16 protein-coding genes and 5 pseudogenes are annotated in these 21,514 nt (G+C 62.6%); 8 read left to right on the forward strand and 13 right to left on the reverse strand.

Annotated features, from left to right (window positions below; genetic code table 11):
- Positions 1-475: 475 nt before the first annotated feature.
- On the reverse strand, positions 476-1,726 hold the full coding sequence (locus K2Y56_RS19665) for a hypothetical protein (RefSeq protein ID WP_366849158.1): 1,251 nt from the start codon (positions 1,724-1,726) through the stop codon (positions 476-478).
- Between the two features lie 1,018 nt (positions 1,727-2,744).
- Between K2Y56_RS19665 and K2Y56_RS19670 the strand changes: the two genes are divergently transcribed.
- Entirely contained in the window at positions 2,745-3,446 is a 702-nt protein-coding gene (locus K2Y56_RS19670; protein ID WP_292511495.1) for a DUF3102 domain-containing protein, read from the forward strand.
- Positions 3,447-3,550: 104 nt separating this feature from the next.
- On the opposite strand, the gene K2Y56_RS19675 is transcribed toward K2Y56_RS19670, so the two are convergent.
- The 8 genes and pseudogenes from K2Y56_RS19675 to K2Y56_RS19710 form a co-directional block, all read right to left on the reverse strand.
- Positions 3,551-4,255: a ribonuclease H gene (locus tag K2Y56_RS19675; protein ID WP_292511498.1), complete on the reverse strand. Its 705-nt coding sequence runs from the start codon at positions 4,253-4,255 to the stop codon at positions 3,551-3,553.
- 160 nt (positions 4,256-4,415) lie between these two features.
- Positions 4,416-4,949, reverse strand: a complete 534-nt coding sequence (locus tag K2Y56_RS19680; protein ID WP_292511501.1) for a hypothetical protein — start codon at positions 4,947-4,949, stop codon at positions 4,416-4,418.
- 246 nt (positions 4,950-5,195) lie between these two features.
- Complete coding sequence (locus K2Y56_RS19685; RefSeq protein ID WP_292511504.1) at positions 5,196-5,765, reverse strand: hypothetical protein; 570 nt, start codon at positions 5,763-5,765, stop codon at positions 5,196-5,198.
- A 49-nt stretch (positions 5,766-5,814) separates the two neighbouring features.
- The gene (locus tag K2Y56_RS19690) at positions 5,815-6,990 is read right to left on the reverse strand and encodes a replication initiator protein A (RefSeq protein ID WP_292511507.1); all 1,176 of its coding nucleotides are present in this window, start codon (positions 6,988-6,990) and stop codon (positions 5,815-5,817) included.
- Positions 6,987-8,393: a bifunctional DNA primase/polymerase gene (locus K2Y56_RS19695; protein WP_292511510.1), complete on the reverse strand. Its 1,407-nt coding sequence runs from the start codon at positions 8,391-8,393 to the stop codon at positions 6,987-6,989. Before K2Y56_RS19695 ends, K2Y56_RS19690 begins: the two co-directional genes overlap by 4 nt.
- Positions 8,390-8,641 (reverse strand): helix-turn-helix domain-containing protein, encoded by a 252-nt coding sequence (locus K2Y56_RS19700; protein WP_292511513.1) that lies wholly within the window; start codon positions 8,639-8,641, stop codon positions 8,390-8,392. Before K2Y56_RS19700 ends, K2Y56_RS19695 begins: the two co-directional genes overlap by 4 nt.
- A gap of 117 nt (positions 8,642-8,758) precedes the next feature.
- Complete coding sequence (locus tag K2Y56_RS19705) at positions 8,759-9,436, reverse strand: hypothetical protein (RefSeq protein ID WP_292511516.1); 678 nt, start codon at positions 9,434-9,436, stop codon at positions 8,759-8,761.
- 930 nt (positions 9,437-10,366) lie between these two features.
- Positions 10,367-10,654 (reverse strand): annotated as a pseudogene (locus K2Y56_RS19710) (IS481 family transposase); the annotation flags it as partial.
- A gap of 248 nt (positions 10,655-10,902) precedes the next feature.
- Here K2Y56_RS19710 and K2Y56_RS19715 point away from each other — a divergent pair.
- Together K2Y56_RS19715 and K2Y56_RS19720 are read left to right on the forward strand one after the other, a co-directional pair.
- Positions 10,903-11,502: pseudogene (locus K2Y56_RS19715) on the forward strand (transposase); the annotation flags it as partial.
- 55 nt (positions 11,503-11,557) lie between these two features.
- Positions 11,558-12,286, forward strand: a pseudogene (locus tag K2Y56_RS19720) (IS110 family transposase); the annotation flags it as partial.
- 94 nt (positions 12,287-12,380) lie between these two features.
- Here the strand turns inward: K2Y56_RS19720 and K2Y56_RS19725 are convergent.
- Together K2Y56_RS19725 and K2Y56_RS19730 are read right to left on the reverse strand one after the other, a co-directional pair.
- Positions 12,381-13,097 (reverse strand): annotated as a pseudogene (locus K2Y56_RS19725) (DDE-type integrase/transposase/recombinase); the annotation flags it as partial.
- 302 nt (positions 13,098-13,399) lie between these two features.
- Positions 13,400-13,624, reverse strand: coding sequence for a hypothetical protein (locus K2Y56_RS19730; RefSeq protein ID WP_292511519.1), 225 nt, complete (start codon positions 13,622-13,624; stop codon positions 13,400-13,402).
- On the opposite strand from K2Y56_RS19730, the gene K2Y56_RS26585 reads away from it, so the two are divergent.
- The gene (locus K2Y56_RS26585; RefSeq protein WP_366849165.1) at positions 13,601-13,885 is read left to right on the forward strand and encodes a hypothetical protein; all 285 of its coding nucleotides are present in this window, start codon (positions 13,601-13,603) and stop codon (positions 13,883-13,885) included. The two genes, K2Y56_RS19730 and K2Y56_RS26585, sit on opposite strands and share 24 nt — an antisense overlap.
- Before the next feature lie 162 nt (positions 13,886-14,047).
- Here the strand turns inward: K2Y56_RS26585 and K2Y56_RS19735 are convergent, their stop codons facing one another.
- Positions 14,048-14,479 (reverse strand): hypothetical protein, encoded by a 432-nt coding sequence (locus K2Y56_RS19735; protein WP_292511522.1) that lies wholly within the window; start codon positions 14,477-14,479, stop codon positions 14,048-14,050.
- A 324-nt stretch (positions 14,480-14,803) separates the two neighbouring features.
- Between K2Y56_RS19735 and K2Y56_RS19740 the strand changes: the two genes are divergently transcribed.
- A complete protein-coding gene (locus tag K2Y56_RS19740) occupies positions 14,804-16,099 on the forward strand; it encodes an IS66 family transposase (RefSeq protein ID WP_292511525.1) in 1,296 nt (431 codons plus the stop codon).
- A gap of 308 nt (positions 16,100-16,407) precedes the next feature.
- Here the strand turns inward: K2Y56_RS19740 and K2Y56_RS19745 are convergent, their stop codons facing one another.
- Positions 16,408-18,048: a porin gene (locus K2Y56_RS19745; RefSeq protein WP_292511528.1), complete on the reverse strand. Its 1,641-nt coding sequence runs from the start codon at positions 18,046-18,048 to the stop codon at positions 16,408-16,410.
- A gap of 528 nt (positions 18,049-18,576) precedes the next feature.
- Between K2Y56_RS19745 and K2Y56_RS19750 the strand changes: the two genes are divergently transcribed.
- From K2Y56_RS19750 to K2Y56_RS19760, 3 genes and pseudogenes are all read left to right on the forward strand, one after another.
- Positions 18,577-19,197 carry a helix-turn-helix transcriptional regulator gene (locus K2Y56_RS19750; protein WP_292511531.1) on the forward strand — a complete coding sequence of 207 codons (621 nt, stop codon included), beginning with the start codon at positions 18,577-18,579 and terminating at the stop codon, positions 19,195-19,197.
- Positions 19,198-19,352: 155 nt separating this feature from the next.
- On the forward strand, positions 19,353-20,177 hold the full coding sequence (locus tag K2Y56_RS19755) for an IS5 family transposase (protein ID WP_292511534.1): 825 nt from the start codon (positions 19,353-19,355) through the stop codon (positions 20,175-20,177).
- A gap of 1,093 nt (positions 20,178-21,270) precedes the next feature.
- Positions 21,271-21,435 (forward strand): annotated as a pseudogene (locus tag K2Y56_RS19760) (four-helix bundle copper-binding protein); the annotation flags it as partial.
- Positions 21,436-21,514: the final 79 nt, after the last annotated feature.

Genomic DNA, 21,514 nt, shown 5'->3' on the forward strand with positions numbered 1-21,514 from the left:
CGCGGCGCGGCAAGCGAGTAAGAGGCTGCCGCAGCACATCGATAGCCGCAGAGGCAGGCGGGTAGAGAGGGAGAGAGGGAATTCCATCCCCTACGGGGGCGGTCGTATAAAGACCGTTTCGACCAGCTTCGCCAGCGCGTCGCGACGAAAATCTGCGTTAGAACTCGTAGCGTTGCTCACGACGTGACCGACTTTGATGAAATGCCTAAGGTACTCCGCGACGAAGGCACTCTGCTGGTTTTAACGCCGGTCTCGTCGGACCGGCGCCATTGTGGTCGATGCGGTCCCAAAGGCGCTCAGGCGGTCACCCACGGCCATGGTTCTGTTGGTCCTGGCCCAACCCGCCACGGTACTGACGGCGGCGTACGGGCGTCCCAACGCGTTCACGAAGGTACGCCCCATGCCGGGCTGAAGTGGACAGAGAAGACGGTGCTGCCTTGGATCGAAGCGTCGGCTACGTCCCGAACGCAGCACGTCAGTCCGGTTGCCGCGTTCGAGTGCTCTTTGCGGAAGCCACTGTCAGAGCAGTAGGGGCAGTCGGTGCTGAAGCGCAGCCCGCACGCTGAGCGGGACTTGACGATGAAAGCCTCGGAAGCGGGGTGTCAAGGACGCAACGTACGACACGGTTGGCGTCGAGATAACGAGAGTAAAAGGCCGTCGCGATCTCGCCCGCCCCCGCCGCTGTCATCGCGGCGACCACCGCCTCTAACGATAGCGTGCTGAAACCGACTTTGTCGGAGCCAGCATCAGGATCGATTGGCTGGAGCTGGTCGGCGTAGAGCTTGCCGACGGCGTGGACCCGCCGGTTCAGCGCGGGGCCAAGCAGGATGAAATGGGCGCGGGCGGCCAAGCCCTGTCGGACCATAAGCTGGATCATGACGTGCTCACGACGCAGCTGCTCGAAGCCAGGCTGGGTCAGCAGCGTGGCTTCAGGATCGATGAAGAGGTTGCTCTCGCGAGCGGTCTCTTTGTAGCGGGGACGCGGCGGTGGCACCAGGCCAGTCATCCCCTCCACGTACTTGACCTCCATGGTGACGAAGGCCGGCTCTCCGTCCGGCGTGATGACGTCGAGAAGGACGTCGAAGGCGGTGCCGTCGCCAAAGTACTCTGGCCCCCGGCGTCCCGGCGAAGTTTCAAACCGGACGGCGCTGACCTGGTGGACGAAGCTTGGCAGCAAGATGCGCCAGACTGCGGTCGCGAAGTCGAGGTCGAGTGCCATCGGCGCCAGCAGATTAAGCGTCATCGCTTGGCTGCTGAGAAGGTTGCCCCAGAGCCGGCCTTCCTCCCAGAGACTGCCGACCTCGCGGAACAGCAGCGCTTGGCGGGCGTAGCTGGCAATGGCGGGGCTGAGGAAGGTTGCCCCCGCCCGTGCTGCGGCCGGAGACAGCCGCGAGCCGAGGCGGGTCAGTTTCGGCAAGAGGGACGAAGGTTGGGTCTGGCGTGAGCCACGACGCGGTTCGGGAATGTAGGTGCCCAAGGGTAAACCCTGATCCTGTCTCCAAAGGGCAGCCAGGAGCCGACTTGCGCTTGTAAATCGACCGTCAGAAGCAACGAAGGCGTGATACCGATGCAGAACTGCTTCCGGAACGAAGGGGACGATGCGCAGCGGCGTCTCGGTGCACACGGCGCGGACGGGCTGCGCTGAGACGTCAGCCTGTCCAGCATGATGGATAGCGAGCGAGGTAGCGCGTGGTGCAGCGGACGATGGTGTGGGTGAAGTCGGCATGCGCGGGAAGCTCCAGATGCCCGCGGAGGTGCGGACCTGCTTCCTTCTTCGTGCGAGCCTGCAGAAGTTCAGGCCGCAGCCGCGACTACCGACACTTCGCCGAGATCTACAAAGCGCACTTTCGCAGTCGGCTCGTGTTGACGAGCGAACTGACGCACACGCGCAGGGCAGGACTTAGAGCTTGCTGATGACGCACAGAGGTAGATGCGGCTGCCGCACGGCGACCGGAAGCGTACGCCTATCTGACTGTTAGGGCAGACACCTACGTCGTCCGCACCAGGAAGCCTACGACAGCACAGCGGCAGAGTACGTCATCCGCTCACGTTCCGGTGGCGATGACAGTTATCATCCCTGTTTTGTATCTAGCCCCAAACCAGCTCAATCGACAGCCCAACTGGTCACTTTCGCTTTTTTCTGCCGAAACTACTAGCGTTGGATGGCTGCCGAGGGCCGTTGCCCGTCATGCCGCTATCAAATACGACAAGTTGTCGTATCTGCCCGTTGCTCCGATCGCCTGCCGATGAAAACAGAAATGACGGGCCTAAAACTGGACCGGTGAACTCAGTGACTGAGATCAGCCATGGACCGCCGCTTGCTCCGACGACATTGGATGGCGAGTTAAGGCGACCGCGTGACGCGAACTCTATCTCAGATCGAACGATCGGAAGGCCGCAACAGACCCTAATTCCCATTCTCGCTCATCGAAGCCATCGTGTTCAGGACGAGAAGACGGCGAGATCAAGATCTGCGCGTTGCCACCAACGTGAGGTTAAGTGAGCTTAGCGGCGACAGGGTAGAAACCGCGTGTTCTTTTGGCTCAGAATTATCGGTGGCGGACCTGTCCCCATTTGACTGGAACGCCCGCTATTTTGGCACGACACAGGGCGAGTCTGCCTCCGAAGGGCTCCAAAGCGATTATTTTAGTCCTTGGAGCAGAAATCTTACGGCCAAGCTAAGCGACTTTGGTCGCTCCTCACTACATTCCATGTCGGCGCTAGAGCCGGCATGGAGCACGAACATGTCAGCGCATGCGCAAACGTTTTCCGTTGAGCAATTTGAGCCGATCACGCCGATCGCCGAAGAGGAAAGCCTACCTGAGGTTCAAAACGACGAAGCGGCGCCGGAAGGTCCTGACAATGAGGATTTGCGGCGGCATGCTGACCGTATCAAGCTACATCTCGACAAGAGAGGTGACGCTACCATCGAGATCGGTGGAGAGCTGCTGGCCGCCAAGAAGAAGATCAAGCGCGGAACGTTCGCGGAATGGCTTGAGCATCACTTCAACTGGAACATCCGTTCGGCACAGCGCTACATGAGCGCAGCAACTTTCTGTGAGAAGAACCCGACCGCGAGTAAGTTACCGGCGTCGTCAATTTGTATGCTCGCTTCACCTTCGACCCCTCGAAAGGTTCGCAATGCGGTGCTGGAAGATCTCGAAAACGGAAAGCAGCCGACGCTGAAAGAGATCCAGAGCCTCAGAGACGAAGTTCGCGAACAGCAGCGCTCCCGCAAGAAGAAGCCTGTGATCCTGGTGCCGAAGCTGGTGGTGGAGCTTAGCGAAGGCCAGAGCGCGGCGCAGCAGGCGGCAGACCTGATTCTCGCTGACCTGTCTGACAAGTCGCGTCTGCGTGCCCTCCTGAAGACGATCGATGCTAGTGAGTTGCTGCGCCACCTGGCGAGCGGCGTGCTCGCTGGGGAAGTCATCGAAAGCTTGCCCTGATCAGGTGGAACAGGGCGAAAGATCTGTCCTTGTCGTAGCTGAAGGGCATCGGGAAGTCGTGCTGACCCGAGGCCCTTCAGGTCCTGACGATGCAACGGTAGGTGTCATTCGCAGTCAGACAGGCAGGGCGCAAGTATCAAAGAGCCGAAGTCGAGATCCAAGTCCGTGCCCTCGATCTCGCTTCCTCTCAGGGCCTGCTGCCGATCAACCGGCTGAAGGTTGCGGTGCAGGTGCCCCTCGACGAAGGCCTGGGGAGCGAGGCCGGCCGCAGCGGCCGCCGTGATGATGCGCAAACTTAGCGTAGTGTCGAACGTCATCGACAGCGACGGCGCGACCGGGACAGTATTCGGCGTCGTAGTCGGCGTCGCCTGCGCGCGGCCCTGCCGCGCCCCGAGGCGGCCGCACTCAGCGAGGTAGTCGGCTCGCTCGTTGCCGGGGTCGCCTGCATGCCCCCGAACCCACGTCCATGTGACGATGCGGTCTGCGGTCAGGGCATCAAGCTGCTCGATGAGGTCGCGATTTGCCATCGGACCCGTGGTGGTGCGCCACCCTTTCCGCTTCCAACCCGGCAACCATCGCGTCATGGCGTCGATGACGTAGCGGCTGTCGCACCGCATTTCGATCCGCGTGCCCGGCGGGAAGTGTTCGAGGCCGCGGGCTGCTGCCGTCAGCTCCATACGGTTGTTGGTGGTGTCGTCCTCCCCGCCGCAGAGTTCATGCTCGAACTCGGGAGTGCGGATGAAGACACCCCAGCCGCCCGGGCCGGGATTGGGACTGCAGCCGCCGTCGGCGTACACGATGATGCTCATGGGTAGACTCCTAGGTTGAACGATGGTCGGAACAGCCGTCAGCGATGGCCGAGGGGCGGTGCCCGGCGGCTTGAAGCGACGATTGGGTTGCGAGGAGGTGATGCGGCGGACGTGCCTAGCGGCCCTCGGGGCTAAGCAGCGTTGCCGATGAAGGTGACAGTCAGTCCCGACGAAGCACACCGTGTATGATCTCGGCACCGACGACGGCGGCGGCCTCACCACCGTTCAGGCTGTGCCGCTCCATCAGCGCGTTCGCCAGCCGCACTACGGCAGCCCAGATCAACGGCCGCGCCAGCAGCTCGCGCGCCGTAGCTTCATGACTACGAATGATCTTCACGAGATCGTCAGCTTCGATTGAGCCACGAAAAGCCAGTACGGTGTAGGCGCATTGGCAGATGTCGGTGGCGATCCAAAATTCTTGCGGCCAAGCCATGACGGCGTCTTCGCAGGCAAGATAAAGTTCGGCGTCGTCCGCGTACTCGAAGGAGGTGCCGGCGCCCAGTTCTTCAGCGAGGGGCCCAGCTAACGCCGTGACGGCTCGCGCCGTCTCGTCACCAAACCAATCACTGAAGACGACGCGACAGCGCCCGTGGCTACCATTGCCTACAAACGGAGTGTTGATCGGGAAGCGCGCGCGCACGGTCACGGAGGCACGGCGGTGATCAAGGCCGTTGCCGAAATAGAGCGCCGACACGGCGTGTCCGGCCTCATGGTAGGCCAAGGCGCGGCTGCCGCGACGACGGCGGGACGCTTGCGGCGTGGGAGACACCGTTCGTGGACCATGAGCCGTGGGGCAAAGACCGTTCGTCATACGAAGTACCTTCGATTGCAAAGTTAGGGGAGTGAGGGGCGCTGTCGATCAAATACGGGGAGCGGCGCCCAGCGGGACGCCACCCCGAGGACTTGCGCGTCGCGCTAGGCGCGTCCGCGAAGAAGACGCTCAGGTTGCCGGCTTGGTCGCCACGAAGCTGAGCAACTTGTTCAAGGCTTGGCGGGCGTTCAGCCCGTTGCCCAACTCGAACGCGCAGACGAGAGATGCCGCTGCTGCGCTGAACTCTTCGACCGCCGCGAGGTCGGTCAAGTCGAGATCGAGGTGCAGGCCGGCGTCGTTGTCCAACCGCGCCAGGAACTCGCGGCTCAGCGGATCGGAGGCGACGGGCGAGGTGGCGATTATGAAGGTGAGGAGATCAACAAGCTCGACTTCCGGCCGGACTCCTGCGGCAAGCTGAACTTGGATGTCCTTCACAAGCGCTGCGACGGCTTCTGATTCAGGCTCCGCCGCCCGCGTCGCGTCCCAATCGACGCAATCGGCCAGGATCGGCGAGCCCTGTGCCCACCGCGAGCCTGAGGCGATGCCGGCGTCCGTGGCCGGGAACGTGGCGACGAAGGCACGTACGGATCGAAGCAGGTGCGGCCCCAGATGCAATGAGAGACGTACCTTGCATTGGATGGACCTGCCGGCCTCGATGAACGGGTTGGTCGTGGAAGAGGACGGAGCAGAGAGGGACATGGGTGTGACCTTTCGTGGTGTGCAGGATGGGGGGTTGGGAGATCGTGCTTCAGATGCACGGCCCGGCGGTCTCGTCGTCGAAGTCGTCGAAGACGAATGAGATCTCCGGCATCGCGGCGGCCGGCGCGGGCTCGTCGTCGAAGTCGAAAAGGATCTCCGGCAGCGCGGCGGCTGGCGCGGGCTCGTCGTCGAAGTCGAAAAGGATCTCCGGCAGCGCGGCAGCCGGCGCCGATGAGACCGGTGCGTCGGAGTAGCAGTAGTCGGGGTGGTTGAAGTCGCCGCCGTCGGACGGGTTCGCCGTCGGCGCGTCGGCGTGGGCCGCAAGCCGGGAGGATACGTCTCGTGCGACGGTCAAGACGGGACGCCCATCCTGATCCGCCACCGTGAGGATGAAGCCGGGCAGCGCCTGGGCAGTGGCAAGGTCGGCGATGCGGCGGCGGAACTTGCGCCAAGTTCCCTGCCAGGCGCAAAGGCGGACGAGCACGCCGAGATCGACCCGCCAAACGCCGTCCCCGTGGCCGGTGTGGACGCGGACCACGCTGTAGAGGCGGCGGGCAAGGCCAGTAAGCCGTAAGGCCGCATGGTCGACCTTGAGTACGCGGCCAGCCTCGACCTCCGCCACGAGATCGGTGGCCAGGGTGAGTTGCCAAGGACCGCTTTGCCCAGCCGGCGGCCGTTCGAAGTGCTCGATTGGGCTAAAAGTGCGCGTCCCGTCCGCGTCGGTGATGCTGATCGTGATCACCATGAGGCGAACGAAGCCGGCGGCCAATAGATTGATCTGCCGCCCGCCGCGCGGCCGCCCAAGGGCGTGGAGGGCGTCGCACGGACGAAGGGCGAGGCTATGCGGAAGCGGCTGTCCTTCGTTCTTGAGGGCCATGAGTTCGGCGACCAGCGGGATCAGCGCCTCGGCGTCGGCAACGGTGGCGTGGCCGCCGCTGGCCGAGGTGGCGCTGACCGAGATCCGCATCGGGGCACCATTCCGCTGACCGACGACGTGAAAATCTTCGGTTCGGCCGGGTGCCAATGCGAATACGGGCAAGCGCATGAAGAGCACGAGTTCGCGCAGATCTCGGGCGGGATCGAGCCGCCGCACGCGTGGGGTGACCGGCAATGAGGCAGCTTTGGACCGGCCGCGCGGGCTTGCGGCACTTGAGACCGCCCCGCCGTGGTACCCGGATCCGTTGGGCGCGGTACCCGGGATCGCCCTTTCCGACTTTCCACTCATATTTCGTCTCCATTTTCTTTTTTGGAAATCAAGAAGGAGGCTTGTCCGGAGAGGTCGTGAATCTCCCCTCCCTGGTTATTCGGGTGGGCAGAACGGTCACTGTTTCCTGCGGCGTTGGACGCATCTGCCGCCGCGAGGCTGGCAGCGATCGGTCGGTAGTGAGCGAGGTGTCCTCGCCCCCCACGAACCCGTTCCGCTGACCAAAAGCCGGCAGCCAGCAGTCGGCGCCGTGCCCGCTTGACCGTGTCTGGGGTAAGCCCGAGGCGCCCCGCGATCGTGTCGACGCTGGCGAAGGCCGAGCCGTCGCCACGCACGTAGGTCAGCATTGCGGCCGACACGGCGACGGTGGACGGCGCCAGCGAGCCCGCGGCGCCGGCCGCGTTGACCGCGTGCAGGAAGGCCTCTTTCCGGCTCGGCGTCCAGAAGCCCGCAGTAGCTCCCGCGTCGGTTGCGCCATAATGCAGCGGAGGTCGGGGTTTCCCACTGGCCAGGAGCGCACGAGCTTTGGAGAGTGCATCGGCCTTGCTCCATGGCCGGACGCCGTCGCGCTTGGGACGGGCCAGGTCCGCAGCCGCGCTGAATCGCGCGAACGCCTCCTCTGCGATAAGCTCGGCTGTCGCAAAGCCGGCGCCGTAGGCGCCGTAGGTCAAGTCACGCAGGAACGCGTCGCGCTGGTCGACGACGCGGCCGGACGTGTCTCGCACGTAGCGCGACGCGAGCTCTGTATTGGGAGGCGGCATGTTCGACGCCAGCGATGCCTGCCGCGGATGGGCGTTGCCGAACGGGGATCGGCTAAGGCTTCCAGCCGGGTCGGTGATCTCGGTCGAGATGGCAACCGCGAAAGCCTCCACCTGCTCCGCCGTGCAGGCCGGTAGGACTCGCAAGGGCAATTCGGCTGGCGATGGGCCAATCCAGCGGTATGGCAATCCGGTGCCCGGGTGCAGCCCGAAGCCTACCAGATAGGCGCCGCGACCAAGGATTTCGACGATGCCGAGGCGGCGTGTGGTGACGGCATGGCCGGGCGCGGCTGCGTAGATCAGCGCCAGGCGCGGCGCACGGCCGACGCGCACAAGCGGATTGGCTCCGAGGCTAGCGCGAGCCAGGTCTGCGATGCGCTCCACGGTCGCGGCGTCCTTTGCATCAATGTCGATGGCCACGATCATCCCGCAGGCGAGCGCGACGCTATGGGCTGGCACGACGCGCACCCACCGTTCGATCTGTTTTTCGCTGGGCAGCGTGGTCCCGAATGCGGTCCACCCCTTCTCCCGAGTCCCCTTGCCCCTGCGATTGCCAGGGAAAAGTGCGTAGCCGTTCGCCCAAGCGCGGGGGGCGAACTTCTCAAACCACGCGCTGTCGTCGATCGCGTCGCCACCGACGGCGCCGGTCAAGGTTGCGGAGATCACGCGGAGAACTCAGAGGTCGAGAGATGAGTGTGAGCCTCAGCGAAGACCACCAAGTCGGCGGCGCGGTAGACAACGCGCCGGCCGAGCTTGACGAAGGCGGGCCCGCTGCCGGTCAGCCGGTGGCGCTCAAGAGTGCGCTCGGACACTCGCAGTAGAGCGGCGGCCTCGCGCTGCGTCAGGAAGGTCGTATCGAGCGGTGACAGCGCGCGCGGCGCCGCAAAGTCGGGGATGGTTCGTGTTACGGGCATTGCGTCGCCTCAAGACGCCGGAGTGGCGTTCCTGTCGCGCAATGGGTGCCTGCGGCGGGTGGGCGTTGAAACAGGCGAAGCAGCGAGGCCAAACCGGTCAGGGGTTCGCCACTTCGCTCAGAGGCGACGACGCGACTTGGTGGTGTACGAGACGCCGTTGAAGGGCTTGCGGGGGTCAGGGTCTCGGCCCTGCGGCACGGCTGGTCGATTCCCGCCGGGCTCGAAGCGTGGATTGCTGAGGAATGTCGCCATCATCTGCGCCTTATTCTTGCTCATAGTCAATTCGGCCGGAAAATCGCCGAAATTGTCCATGATCCAGGCCGCCAATAGTTCGCGGCTAAAATTGTAGTCTTCTGTTAGATCGAACTGTTTGGCCACTGTGAGCATGTAGGTAAGATAGGGCGGCACGTAGGCAGACGAGCTAGGCGCAGACCATGTAGTGGCAGCCGCATCGCCGGCTTCAATAAGAGTCGTGAACGCGTTGGCGTCGACGATTAGATAACCAGAGATGTGTTGATCGCCGACGCGAGCGCTCACGAGGGCACTGGAATAGGCCTCCGACCATAAGAATCGGCCCGCCCAGAGTGCAGGAGGGACTTTGACCTGATGCCCTTCCTCGGTCAGGAGCCAGGATTCGAGCGTCCCATCTGCGAGCGCCGCGCGCACCGGATGGTCGCGCCGGGCGCGCACGGCGATCCAGTCGACGCCCGAGTGATCGCGGTGTCCCGTGTGAAACCAATCGAGTGCTGCGTCGAGCCGCAACCGATCTTTCGGGATGAGAACGCTTACGTGCATGCGACTATGTCTGCGCCTCTACGGTACTGAATCAATCAGGCTCGCGACGCGCGTTGCAATCTTGTCGGCAACGTCGCTCGGCTTGTAGCTTGTAGGGGTCGCGTCGCCGGCAGCAAGCCAGGCACTCGGGTCAACACTGCGCAGGTGCATACAGGTAGCCACACCTGCCACACGAATGGCCCTTTACCGGGATCGCCAGCCCTGCGGCCCGTGCACTGTGATCGAGACGATCTCGGCGAAGAGCACCCCGCGGATATTGACCGCATCGGTGGTCGAAAAGGTCCCAGAGGAATGGTCCCGCATCTCGCAGCCCGAAATCATGCTTGGATCGATTCGAAAGCAGTCGCTAGGCCCCCAGACGCGCTGGTGCAAACCCATCAAGCGATCTGGTGGCTAAGCGAGGCGCCTTCGAGCGCGTCCGCCGCGCCCGTGTAGATCGCTGGCGGATGCTCGGCGACGTTGAAGAGTTCGACCACGATGGAACGTCGCCGAGCGTGAACCTGGACCCGCTCGGCGATGATCGCCCCGTCACGAACGGTAAGGGCCAGCGTCGCGCACGTGTTCGCGCCGATTTGTGTCCCAGAACTCCAGGTGGCAGCGTGACAATATGGACGCCTGGCTGTCGATAGATTGCGCCGAGGATTTCCACGGCGATCCCCGCTCGATCTGTGTCCTAACTCATGGGCAGGAGCCCCTAGTCGCCGACTCTATCAGGCCATGATACCCGATCGCCCAGCTCGCGGACTTACTCACCGCCGCTTCGGCAACTCTCGGCAGAAGGCGTTAGCACTGATCGCGCTGTAGCCCGGCTGTAGCCCCATTGTTCTAGACTTGCCGTGGCAAGCAGTTAAGTTTTTGAAAAGATTGGCGCGCCATGCGGAATAAAACTACGAACACCTACATCATTGAAATAACTAGATGATTTATGACCTAGGTGTCTGGATGCGAGACCTCCTTGGCGTCTGCGACGATGCGAAGGGCGCGTTTGATGAGACTTGAGCTGGGCGGTCTGTAGGTGGGATTGGCCAGCGTGGGATCAGCTTCGAGACGCTGGCGCAACACCATCTCGGGCGAGAGACCTTTGAGCACGCGCTGACGGCGACCGTTGTAGGCCGCGTTGAAGCCGCGCAGCACGATCTCCAGGTCGGCGTGGCAGTAGATCATGATGCCCAGCACCTCCCGCTGCACCCGGCCGTTGAAGCGCTCGACCATGCCATTATCAGGCAAGATGGCCTCGGTGCCCTTACGTTCCGCTGATCATGTGATCGGCGGTGTGGCGGGCCCATCCGGGATGAGGGGCACCGGGAGCACGTGAGTGCGGGCAGGCCGACCTTTAGACCATGTGCTGCGAGCCCGAGCCGTTATCTGGCCGCCCCTGCGGTTCGCCCGGATGCGCTGCGAGCGCGGATCCGTAGTTGCCGTGTTGCCCGCCAGCTCCCGTGATCGAGACACGAGGAGGCAGGCTCATGCGAGTTGTGGGATTGGACATCCACCACGTCTTTGCTGAAGCGGTGATGCTGGAGAACGGGACGATCCGGCGTCTGGGCCGGGTCGGGATGACGCGTGTTCACCTGACGGCGTTTGCCAAAAGGCTGACGCACGACGACCACGTTGTGGTCGAGGCGACCGGCAATGCGAGCGCGGTCACCGAGGTGATCCGGCCGCATGTCGGTCGGGTGGTGATCGCCAACCCTCGTCAGGTGCGTCTCATCGCCGAGGCGCGGATCAAGACCGACGTGATCGATGCGACCGTGTTGGCACGCCTCTACGCCAGCGGCTTTTTGCCCAAGGTCTGGATTCAGGACGAGGCCACGCTCGGGCTACGGCGCCAGGTCACGCGCCGGACCCAGATCGTGCGGCAGCGGACGCGACTGAAGACGATCGTGCAGTCGATCCTGCATGCCCATCTCGTACCGCCTTGTCCGCACGCTGATCTGTTCGGGCCACGGGGGCGGACCTGGTTGCTGGCCCAGACGCTCCCTTCCGACGAGAGCGATGCGGTCACCCGGCATCTGCGCGAGTACGACCGATTGAGCGAGGACCTGAAGGTCGTCGAGCGCGAGCTGGCGCGCGAGGCCCGGGCGGGTGCCAACGTCACCCGGCTGATGACGATCCCGGGCACTGGCCCAGACGCTCCCCTCCGACGAGAGCGATGCGGTCACCCGGCATCTGCGCGAGTATGACCGGCTGAGTGAGGATCTGAAGGTCGTCGAGCGCGAGCTAGCGCGCGAGGCCCGGGCGGGTGCCAACGTCACCCGGCTGATGACGATCCCGGGCATCGATATGGTGGTGGCGGTCGGGCTGATCGCCGCGATCGGACCCATCGCACGGTTTGCCGGCCCGGATCGTCTGGCCGCCTATCTTGGGCTGAACCCGAGCGTGCATCAGTCCGGCTCCGGCAAGCCGCGGCACAGGCGTATCACCAAACAGGGCCGAAGCCATGCACGCACGATGCTAGTCGAGGCGGCGTGGCAGGCGGTTCGGGGACCTGGACCGTTGCGCGCCTTCTTCCAGCGCGTCTCGGCTCGCCGCGGACCACACGTTGCGGCGGTGGCGGTCGCGCGCAAGCTCGCGGTGATCATTTGGCATCTGCTCACGCGGGGTGAGGATTACGCCTGGGTGCGTCCAGCCCTGCACGCCAAGAAGCTGCGGGAGCTGGAACTGCGCTCGGGTGAGCCCGCCCGGCGCGGCCAGCGGGGAACCGCCTACGCCTACAACCTGACACGAACCCGCCAGGAGGAACGGCGACACGTCGAGCAGGCGGAGATTGCCTATCGGCGGATGACCGAGGGCTGGAGCCGACGCGGTCGGCGGGTGCCCACGAGCGCCACAAAGGAGGAGCGACTATGAGGACGGCGCGGCCTGGCTTGCACCTCGAACCCGGCTCTTCGTCACGCGGTCACCCGTGGGCAACGGAAGATAGCACGGCTTGCGCAGAAAAGGACTGTTCAACCTCATCCGTGGTCTTCCGCGTGTAGGGGCGCGTCTTGTGATGCTGCACCCCGTGCCGCTCGCAGGCTGCCTCGAAAGCATCGGCCGTGAAGCAGCAGCCCCGATCGGTGAGCACGTGGGTGACCCGGAAGGGGAAGGCGTCGAGTGCGTCGGTGAGGAAGGCCACCGCCGATGCCGTGGTCTCGTCATCCTTGACCGCGAGGTGCACGTAGCGGGAGGCGCGGTCGATGGCGACGTACAGGTCGCGTTTGCGGGTGGTTCCGTCGCGGTCACGCAGTTTGGGTAGGTGCTTCACGTCGACGTGGACGAAGCCGACCTCGTAGTCCTTGAAGGTGCCGTGCGGCTTCCGGGCCTGCTCGGCGGGCGGCAGCCGGTTGAGCCCCTCCGCTTTGAGGATGCGGTAGACGGCGTCCCGGTTCAGATGCGGCAGGAAGTGGCTGACGACGAAGGTCAGCGCGTCGAGGGGGAAGCCGGTGGAGCGGCGGAGCGCGCACACGATGGCACGCTCCTCATCGCTGGCACGGCAGGGCAGCTTATGCGGCCGGGCGGAGCGATCCTGACAAGCATCGGGGCCGCGTTTGCGCCATTTGCGGATGGTCTCGGTAGAGACGCCGTAGCGCCGGGCCAGAACGCTGGAGCCTTCGGAGGATCGGGCGATCTCGGCGCGCACGACCGGGGTGGTGCGGGCGTTGGGATGGATGGCGAGCATCAGCGGGCCCTCCTGGTAGCACGGCGGCGCACACCCTCGAACCGCCAAGCGTAGGCTTTGATCGCCCAACGAGCCGCATCCCAACAACGTTCCGCAACCAAACAGCTAGTTAGCAGTGCGCTGGTTTGGTTGAAGGTCACTACAGGAAGCATCCCTGCGACCCCCAAAATTCGCTCACCTTCTACAGCCGGAAGGGCATTGTTGGTTGCAAGATGTGAAACCAGCGCCACACTTCTCCTCTAGGATGTTGTCGGGCACGGCCAAAGCCATGCCGTGACGAAATACAGTCGGACGTCCTGGTCTCAGCCAAGCTCAGCATCGCAGCGTTTCAGCAGGCTGAGGCCCGACCTGCGCCCCATTCCGACAGTTGTGTCTTGGCCGAAAGGAACCTGCATATTCATCACTGCATCGCTAATCTCGGTCAAGCCGTGCTGACCGACGCTTGAGGCGCCAAACGGATCGTTCATGACGCCATCGATGGACGGGCCATCTTTTCCGCCAAGATGACCTGTGGCGCCCTCTACCATGCCACCCTCGCGACCGGGCTGCAGAAAGTCGGCTACGCCGTCGCCGTAAGAGGGCGGAACGGGATCTTTGAGCTAGTCGGATCGGCCAGTCCAGCCCTGCCCAACGCGGCCAACCAGTACTTTTCTGCACGCCGCCGAGAGTCGAGGAGAGGTTGGCCGAGTATGCGCTGGCAAGAGCCGAGGCGTCGGTTCTTGCAACAGCTGTCACCCGTGGATTCCGCGCCAATAGATCAAGCCGAATCAGATTGCTTCGCGCAGTAGCGCGCTCTCGCCGACGAAAGGCCGTGGCAGTGAGGGCTTCACGCGGGATCTGCGTTTCTCTACTGTCCCGTCCCCGGCTGAGCGAGAAGTTATGATCGGTGAGCGGAACGCTGTGCTACTGGGCCAGCTCACTGAGACCCATTCGTGTTCGAGTATCGCTACCTAGTGGCTGCCGTCGCGAGCGACCTGGTCGATACCATCTCTGATGTCGACCCCATCGCGGCCGAGGTTCACCGTCTCGCGGTCAGCAATTTGCTCCGTTTCCTGAGGCAGGATAGCTACGGTCATGCCCTGTACTACGCGCCCGAGCTCGTGGCGATCGAGCGTAACCTGCTCAGGCTCAGCCGAACCTTGAGGGATTGCAGCTGGACCGACATACCGCAATCCCGGCTGGATCGCGCCTGCGCGGTGGCCGGGCTGTCTGCCGAGCAACACGGCGCCGCTCGGGCGGCGACCGACGGTACGCCGCTGGCTGTCATTGAGGGGGTTGGCAGGTACGGGCGAGACGACCGCTCTGAAGCTGATCACGGCCGAGTACGTCGAGCAGGGGAAGCGTGTTCTGGCGACCGCAATTGCGTGACGCACCTCGCACATGCTGCGCGACAATCTCGTGGTCGAGGCCCTCCTCGCCGTCACCGGCTGCCGTGAACGCACCGCGCGCCATTGGCCTACGCCAGGTGAAGAGCTAGTTGGCGCTGATGCCGTGACGCCAGGCGATGATCTAGACGGAGTTGCCGGACAGATACGCTCATCGAAGAGCCGACCTTTTCCCCGGTCGTCCAGCGCCGCCGGCGCTGCACGGACGTGATCACCTCGACGCGCTCGGCGCGAGGGGGGTCGTTAGAACTCACCATAGGGTCAGTCATAGTAATTACCCACCCCCTTGCGCGGGTCGGATTTCGCTGATTCCCTTGTGGGATGAGCCGAAGCGATCTTGAGCGGCTGAGTCGCGAGGAGCTGATCGAGCTGGTGCTGCGGCTGCAGCGCCCGGAGAAGACTTCGCTCACGTCTTCGAAGCCGCCTGCGACCGACCGCAAGGAGCGACGCGAGCAGGCCAAGCCGGGCGGTGCGAAGCCCGGGCGCGAGGGCCATAGCCGCGTGATGAGCGAGGATCCCGATGCCGTCGTCGATCATCGTCCGGATTGCTGCGCGTGCTGCGGCGGCGCCCTGCACGAGGATCTTCCCGCCGAGATCGTAAGCGTGTCCGAGCACATCGAGTTGCCGGAGATGGCGCCGACCGTCACCCTGCATCGGCGGCTGGCCGTGCACTGCCCGACCTGCGGGGTGCGGGTCGTCGCGCCGGCACCAAAGGCAGCGCGCGGGACGCCCTTCGGCCCACGGCTGCATGCGGTGGTGACGTATCTGAAGACCTTCCAGGCGCTGTCCTACGAGCGGCTGCAGGCGGCGCTATCCGACCTGTTCGGTTTGACGCTCAGTCAGGGCGGGCTGATGAACCTCCTCCGCCGGGCGCAGGGCCGCTTCCGTCCTGGGCGCGAGAGCGCCGTATCGGCCCTACGCTGCGCCACCGTCGTTGCCTCGGACGAGACGGGCGTACGCATCGAGGGCAGCAACGCTTACTATTGGGTCTTCCATTCGGCCGAGGCGGTCGTCCATCAGGCTTCGCCGACGCGGGGTGCGGTCGTGGTGCGTGAGATGATGGAGGGGCATCGGCCGGCGGTTTGGATCTCGGACCGCTACACGGCCCAGCAGGGCCATGCGGCCGCGCACCAGACCTGCCTTGCCCATCTCGCCCGTAACGTCGCCTACGTTGTCGAGACCAGCGATGATCCCGTGCCCTGGCGTTTGCAGCTCTGGCTGCGATCCGTGTTCGCCCTGGCTACGCGCGTCACCGATCTGGCCACCTCGACGCTGGCCGCCAAGCGCCGGACCTTGGATCGCCAGCTCGGCGCCATCCTCGCCACGCCAAGCCATTGCGACCTGACCCGCGACCTGCAGGCCAAGATCGGTCGGGCTCGCCATCAGCTCCTCGTCTTCCTCGCCCACCCCGGCGCGGTCGAACCGACCAACAACGGTTCAGAAAGGCTGCTGCGGCCGTCCGTCGTGCAGCGGAAGATGACAAACGGCTACCGCGCGATGTGGGCCGCCGAGGGCGAGGCCGCCGAGGGCGAAGCCGCCATCCGCACCGTTGTCGATACCGCCCGCCTCACAGGCAGCAGCCCCTTCAGCACCATCCTCAAAACCGTCGGCGCCTGAAGCCAGCCGTCACACGGGTGAGTAATTACCAGTCATAGGCACACACTTCCATACATGTGAGACCCTGTCCGGCCAATAAGGGAACTAGTTCAGGACGCCACTTCGCCACTTGACTCGGTTTGACACCAACTTTTTACTCCAATGGTGGCAAGCAGCGTCATTGTGAAAGCTAAGCTAATATATGCAGCCCAAACGCGAAAACACCCGGCCTTGCGGCCGGGTCAAGTCGTTGGATCTCGAAGACTCTGCGTGGCCTGAGCGACCATGCGTCCCGCCGCAGGACGATCCGCGGCGGGACGATCGGGACCTTAGAAGTCGCGCTGCACGCGCATGCGGACCTGGTAGGTGTCGTCGGCCGTGACCGTCCGGACAGCGGCGCCGGCGTTGATCTGGGCCGCAGTGAGGGGAGCGTTGCGGGTCTGGTCGATCACCCGACCGCTTTGCACACCAACTTTAGTGTAAAGACCCTCGACGCCGATATCGAGATCCTTGACGGGCGACCAGATCAAGCTGGCGCCGGCGAGGATCTGATAGTTGTCGCGAAGGGTGGGGGCGAGCGCGAAGGAGCGCGTGCCGACGATGCCGGTGAAGTTGTTGGACGTCGCGTTTCCAGCGCCGTTGTAGGCGAGAGCGTTTCTCTGACGCGCACCGCGGGCGAACTCATTCTCCGAGTAGCTGGCGAACACGGCCGAACGCCACTCAGGCGACCAGTAGTGCAGGAACGAACCGACGACGCTGAAGCTCTTGGCAAGCTCGATCTTTCCGGTGAGCGGGTTGAGCGTGGCATCCGACATGTAGGGATCGAAGGCAGCGCCGTTGATGACGCTAGTGCGCGAGGTGTAGCTGCCGCTATAGGATGTGATACCGGTGTAGAGTGCAGCACCTTCGCCGTAAGCACCCTGGAGGTAGAACGTGTCGCCCGGAGCGATGAACGGCATGTTGATCTTCACGCCGCCCTGCACGGCCCAGCCATACTCGGAGCTAGGACGCGCGGTCGGGCCGACTGCCGGAAGAACGAAACCGGGAGTCAGAGTCCCGACGTTAGCGCCTGCGGAACCGGCGATGAAGTTCTGGGTGTTCAGCTCCTTGACTGCGGCGGAGAGCTGCGCAGAACCCCAGGCGGCGTCGTAGCGGAGCACGCCGACGAAGTCGGGAAGGCGGCTACGCTGCGAGACGTCGACAGTCTGGAAGGTCGGGATGCCGAGCGGGCTCGTCGAAATCAGAACCCGTTGAGGAGCTGTCACCGACAGACCCTGAGCCGGACCGGCGAATTCCTGCGAGTAGATTGTGTTGCGGCGGAAGAACGGGTCTTCGAGCGAGAGCGTCGCCGAGAAGCCGCTATCGCCGAGCTTGCTCGTGTACGCGAGGAGGTTGGTCGACTGGATGTCGGAACCGGCCGTGCTGGCCTGGATCTCGAAGTCGTGGGCGTAGAAGTCGAAGAACGAGGAGGCGCGACCGGCCGTGAAGCCGGCGAACTGGATGAGCGCCTTGTCGGTGTTCACGAACTGCTGAACGCGCCCGTTCTGGTCCTGGCCAGTGGCTTCGAAAACATTACCGATACGCCCCTGCGTGCCAGAGCGGATACCCTGGGTAGAGCCGGTGCGGGAGGCGAACTCGAGACGAGCGAAAGCGCGCAGGGTGCCGTAGCCGGTCTGGGTGCGGGCATCGAGGTTGATGCGGGCGAGGCCACGGTAGCCAACAAGATCGCCATTAGCCGTGCCGGTGCGGCTGTCAGTCGGCGCGTAGCCGACTTCGAAGCGGGCGCGGCCCGAGACGCGAAGGCAGGTATCGGTGCCGGGGATGTAGAAGAACCCGGCGCCGTAGGCCGAGCAGACACGGACGTATTCGATCGGCACGGCCTTCTTGACCGGCAGATCGGCAGACTGCGCTCCAGCTACCGCGAAAACCCCCGCGACAGACCCGAGGAGCGAGCTCTTTAAGAGCCTCATTGTTATCTCCAGAGTTTCGAGACCAAAGGATTTGCAGATCTCGGCACCAACCCCCAAGGTCGAAACCGGCCCGCTCGTCTTGTATCGCCCCATCGCATCCGACCGGAGCCATGGACCGTCGCCGGGTTTTCCCCCGTGCTGCCTCACCTTCAACGAGCACCCCGTTTCAAGCAACACGGATTCGTGCTCATGGTCGTCGTTCTCCCAAAGTGTTGCCGTATCGCCACTTCACTGAGACGGCAAAGCTCCGAATGATAGGCCTCGTCTCGTTGGCAGTTTAAGTTGCGCGCGGTGTGGGCCTGCAGGTTTCACCACCCGTTGTAGATGCCCTGCTCAAGGACCTGTCTAATCAGTAAATTCTTTTCAAGGAGCTATTGAAAAATTGAAATTACCTTCTTTCTAAAAATTCAAAAACTGAACAAGATTCGACTATGATGATTTGTAAATCAATTAATGTTTTGCAATAGTTTTTGAATCAAGAATAAGACTTGCCAGCCGTGCAATCATCGTAAAAAGTGGGTTAGCGAGATGCTTAATAAGGCGGATTTGATGGAGTATTTGCATATCTTTGGCGTAAATTTGCGGCGCCATCGAAACAAGCTTGGAATGACTTATGACAGCGTTCATGAACAAACTGGTATTTCAAAGTCAATAATGTCGAGAATAGAAAATGGGCAAACAGCTCCATCGTTTGAAACATTCGTAAAACTTATTGTTTCCTACGGAATTAGCACTGACTTCTTTTACAAGCAGCCGAAGCAGATGGCTGCTGCTAGTGATTTAAACAGTAATACATTAGCGGGAGGCTTCAAATTCGAAAGGAGAAATTTTAATGGGCGACCAGCGCTTTCTGCTGAAGTAGAAGAGATTAAAACAACCTGTTCGCAAAAATTGCAGGTTCGGAGGGGTTGGGAAGAAAACATCATTGTTATATCTGGCGGTTGTACTATTACATTTGGCGAAAAAGATAGCGCGCATCTATCGTTCGGCGATATATATACACTCCCTAAAAATAGACAAGGCTATGAAATATCGTCAGAATTTGGAGCAAAAATAATTAGAATAATAACTCCGCTGTCCAAAGACGTCGGTTCAGTAAATCGTTATCTTCTTGTACAAAAGCGAGCCCCAAAGCGGTCTGAAAGATAAACCGCTTCAGGCGCGGCACCTTGGTGCCGTCGCGGACTGATCCTCCCCAACTGAAGTGGCTCTTCGCCGAGTTTGATGGATCTAGGTGACTGACTGTCTGCAAGCTTCCTGCCTTCTAAGGCGTTGACGCGCCAAGGTTTTCCTTGGAGCAACCGATGAACGAGGCACGAAACAGCCCGTATCCGTCCGATCTGACCAATTCGGAATGGCTCGTGCTGGAGCCGCTCATGCCGCCGCCCGCCACCACCGGCCGGCCGCTGAAGTGGACCCGTCGACAGATGGCGGAAGCCATCTTCTACCTGCTCCGCTCCGGATGTTCGTGGCGGATGCTGCCGCGTCACTTCCCACCCTGGAACACAGTTCATTCCCAGCTCCTTCGCTGGCGCGACGACGGCACCCTCCAGCGCCTTCACACTGCGCTTCGCGACATGACCCGGACGGCGGCTGGCCGGGCCGAGGAGCCGACGGCCGCCATCGTGGACTCGCAGACAGCCCGCGCCGCCGGCTGCGGCGGGACCGAACGCGGCTACGACGGCGGCAAGAAGACCACCGGCCGCAAGCGCCATATCCTCGTGGATACGGCCGGTCTCTTGCTCCTGGCCCACGTTCACGCCGCCAACGTCCACGACACGGTCGGCGCGCGGGAGATGGTCGAGGCCGCGTCGCCATCGGCCTTGCCGCGTCTGGACCTGGTCTGGGCCGACAGGGCCTATGTCGGCCCGTTCTCCAAATGGCTCAAGGAGAAGCGCGGATGGCGGGTCGAGATCCCGTTCCATGCCGCCCGACAGGTATGGCGCTACGGCCTTGAGGAGAAGCCGAAGGGGTTCCAGGTCATTCCGCGGCGGTGGGTCGTGGAACGAACCTTCGCCTGGATGTCGCGTTCGCGCCGCCTTGCCCGAGACTACGAGAGGAACCCGTCCACCGTCGTCGCCATGATGCAACTCGCCATGAGCCGCATCATGATCCGAAGGCTCGCATGACACGCCCAGGCTGTTTGCAGACAGTCAGTCATAGCCATCTAGCATAGAGCAAAATTCACTACACAGCCTTGTGGGTGATAGGAAACCTGAGGCGACGCTTCCTTCAAATGGCGGCAAGTATGTTGATAATTTTTACCAAATTGAATTAGCCAGCTTCCGATGACTGTCTTTTTCGCTTTTTTCAATGGATGTGATCTCCGTCACAGTCTCCCTTTGTCCGTCCCTTCATAACAACTTTCAGGGCGCCTGCTGTGGGTGGCCCTCACAACTTGTAGGAGGTTATGATGATCACTCGTTCACTGCGCTGCACCCTTGCTGCCCTCGCGTTGAGCACTGCCGCTGTCGGCGCGTCTCTGGTTCCGACCACCGCCTCAGCGGGTGAGTATGGACGGGGACATGGCGGCGGATTTGGTGGCCACAGTCATTCCAGTGGGTGGAATAGGCATCACGGGAACTATGGTCACGGTTGGGGCCACGGTCAGTTCGTTGAGGCCTATGGGGATGATGAGTATCACGGTCATGGCTACGGTGGTCATGGCTACCGCGACCACGGTTATGGTGGTCACGGCTACCACTGATCAGCCACGAATAGCGAAATCGAGACCCAAGCGCCTCAAATCGCCTGGGTTTTTGCTGTCAGATCGTTTATCTTAAGACGCCTAGCGACCACAGCGGGTATTCATGCACACCCTTTTCGGTGCGGCTGCTCCGGCGCAGCCAAGACGGCCCTAGGACGAGTTCTGCAAGCCCGTGCTGCAACCCACAAACGGATAGCATTCCACGAGGCTTCGTGGTCGCCTACGTCTGCGCTGAGCCGTACATCCTACAGGCGAGTGCAGGTTGGCTAACGTGTTGAAGCTGGCGTGACCCGGCCAGCCCCCATTTAGTCGCTCTCCAGCGAGTTTGATGCTGCTGGCGAAGTCAGGCAGGAGATGCGCCAGCGCGTCGGAGCAGATTTTCAGACCTTGGAACCAGACGCTCCCCCGTACTTGGAGGAAGTAACAGCACCAACCGCTCGACAGCGCAATCTTGGCTGTTTTACATGATCGAGGACTTTGTTATGCAATAGGTTTCTTCCGAAAATCAACACTGCATCGACGCATGTCTTCAGTGTTACCAGACCTGCCTAGGTATGGCAATGAACCACTGTCTTGAAGCAGGCGGTAAGCACATCGAGCCAAAGTATTTTCAGCTCATGATGTCCCGCGCTGAGATCTGTCGCACTAGCACGCACTTTGTGCTGATCCGCTCGAAGCATTTGTAAATGCTCACGGGGTCTGGATGCCTCTCAAGCCGAGGCGCAGATTGTCTGGCCTTTCAACGTGAGGCGGATGGCG

The organism is Methylobacterium sp. (genome assembly GCF_019745455.1).
In the GTDB taxonomy this organism is placed as follows: Bacteria; Pseudomonadota; Alphaproteobacteria; order Rhizobiales; family Beijerinckiaceae; genus Methylobacterium.

What these genes read in the sequence shown, in the direction of transcription:
- K2Y56_RS19730 (WP_292511519.1), bottom strand. Translation starts at nt 13,624, where the DNA reads ATGGTAGAGGGCGCCACAGGTCATCTTGGCGGAAAAGATGGCCCGTCC.
- K2Y56_RS19685 (WP_292511504.1), bottom strand. Translation starts at nt 5,765, where the DNA reads ATGTCCCTCTCTGCTCCGTCCTCTTCCACGACCAACCCGTTCATCGAG.
- K2Y56_RS19755 (WP_292511534.1), top strand. Translation starts at nt 19,353, where the DNA reads ATGAACGAGGCACGAAACAGCCCGTATCCGTCCGATCTGACCAATTCG.
- K2Y56_RS19690 (WP_292511507.1), bottom strand. Translation starts at nt 6,990, where the DNA reads ATGAGTGGAAAGTCGGAAAGGGCGATCCCGGGTACCGCGCCCAACGGA.
- K2Y56_RS19670 (WP_292511495.1), top strand. Translation starts at nt 2,745, where the DNA reads ATGTCAGCGCATGCGCAAACGTTTTCCGTTGAGCAATTTGAGCCGATC.
- K2Y56_RS19665 (WP_366849158.1), bottom strand. Translation starts at nt 1,726, where the DNA reads ATGCCGACTTCACCCACACCATCGTCCGCTGCACCACGCGCTACCTCG.
- K2Y56_RS19735 (WP_292511522.1), bottom strand. Translation starts at nt 14,479, where the DNA reads ATGTGCGAGGTGCGTCACGCAATTGCGGTCGCCAGAACACGCTTCCCC.
- K2Y56_RS19705 (WP_292511516.1), bottom strand. Translation starts at nt 9,436, where the DNA reads ATGCACGTAAGCGTTCTCATCCCGAAAGATCGGTTGCGGCTCGACGCA.
- K2Y56_RS19700 (WP_292511513.1), bottom strand. Translation starts at nt 8,641, where the DNA reads ATGCCCGTAACACGAACCATCCCCGACTTTGCGGCGCCGCGCGCGCTG.
- K2Y56_RS19745 (WP_292511528.1), bottom strand. Translation starts at nt 18,048, where the DNA reads ATGAGGCTCTTAAAGAGCTCGCTCCTCGGGTCTGTCGCGGGGGTTTTC.
- K2Y56_RS19740 (WP_292511525.1), top strand. Translation starts at nt 14,804, where the DNA reads ATGAGCCGAAGCGATCTTGAGCGGCTGAGTCGCGAGGAGCTGATCGAG.
- K2Y56_RS19675 (WP_292511498.1), bottom strand. Translation starts at nt 4,255, where the DNA reads ATGAGCATCATCGTGTACGCCGACGGCGGCTGCAGTCCCAATCCCGGC.
- K2Y56_RS26585 (WP_366849165.1), top strand. Translation starts at nt 13,601, where the DNA reads ATGACCTGTGGCGCCCTCTACCATGCCACCCTCGCGACCGGGCTGCAG.
- K2Y56_RS19750 (WP_292511531.1), top strand. Translation starts at nt 18,577, where the DNA reads ATGCTTAATAAGGCGGATTTGATGGAGTATTTGCATATCTTTGGCGTA.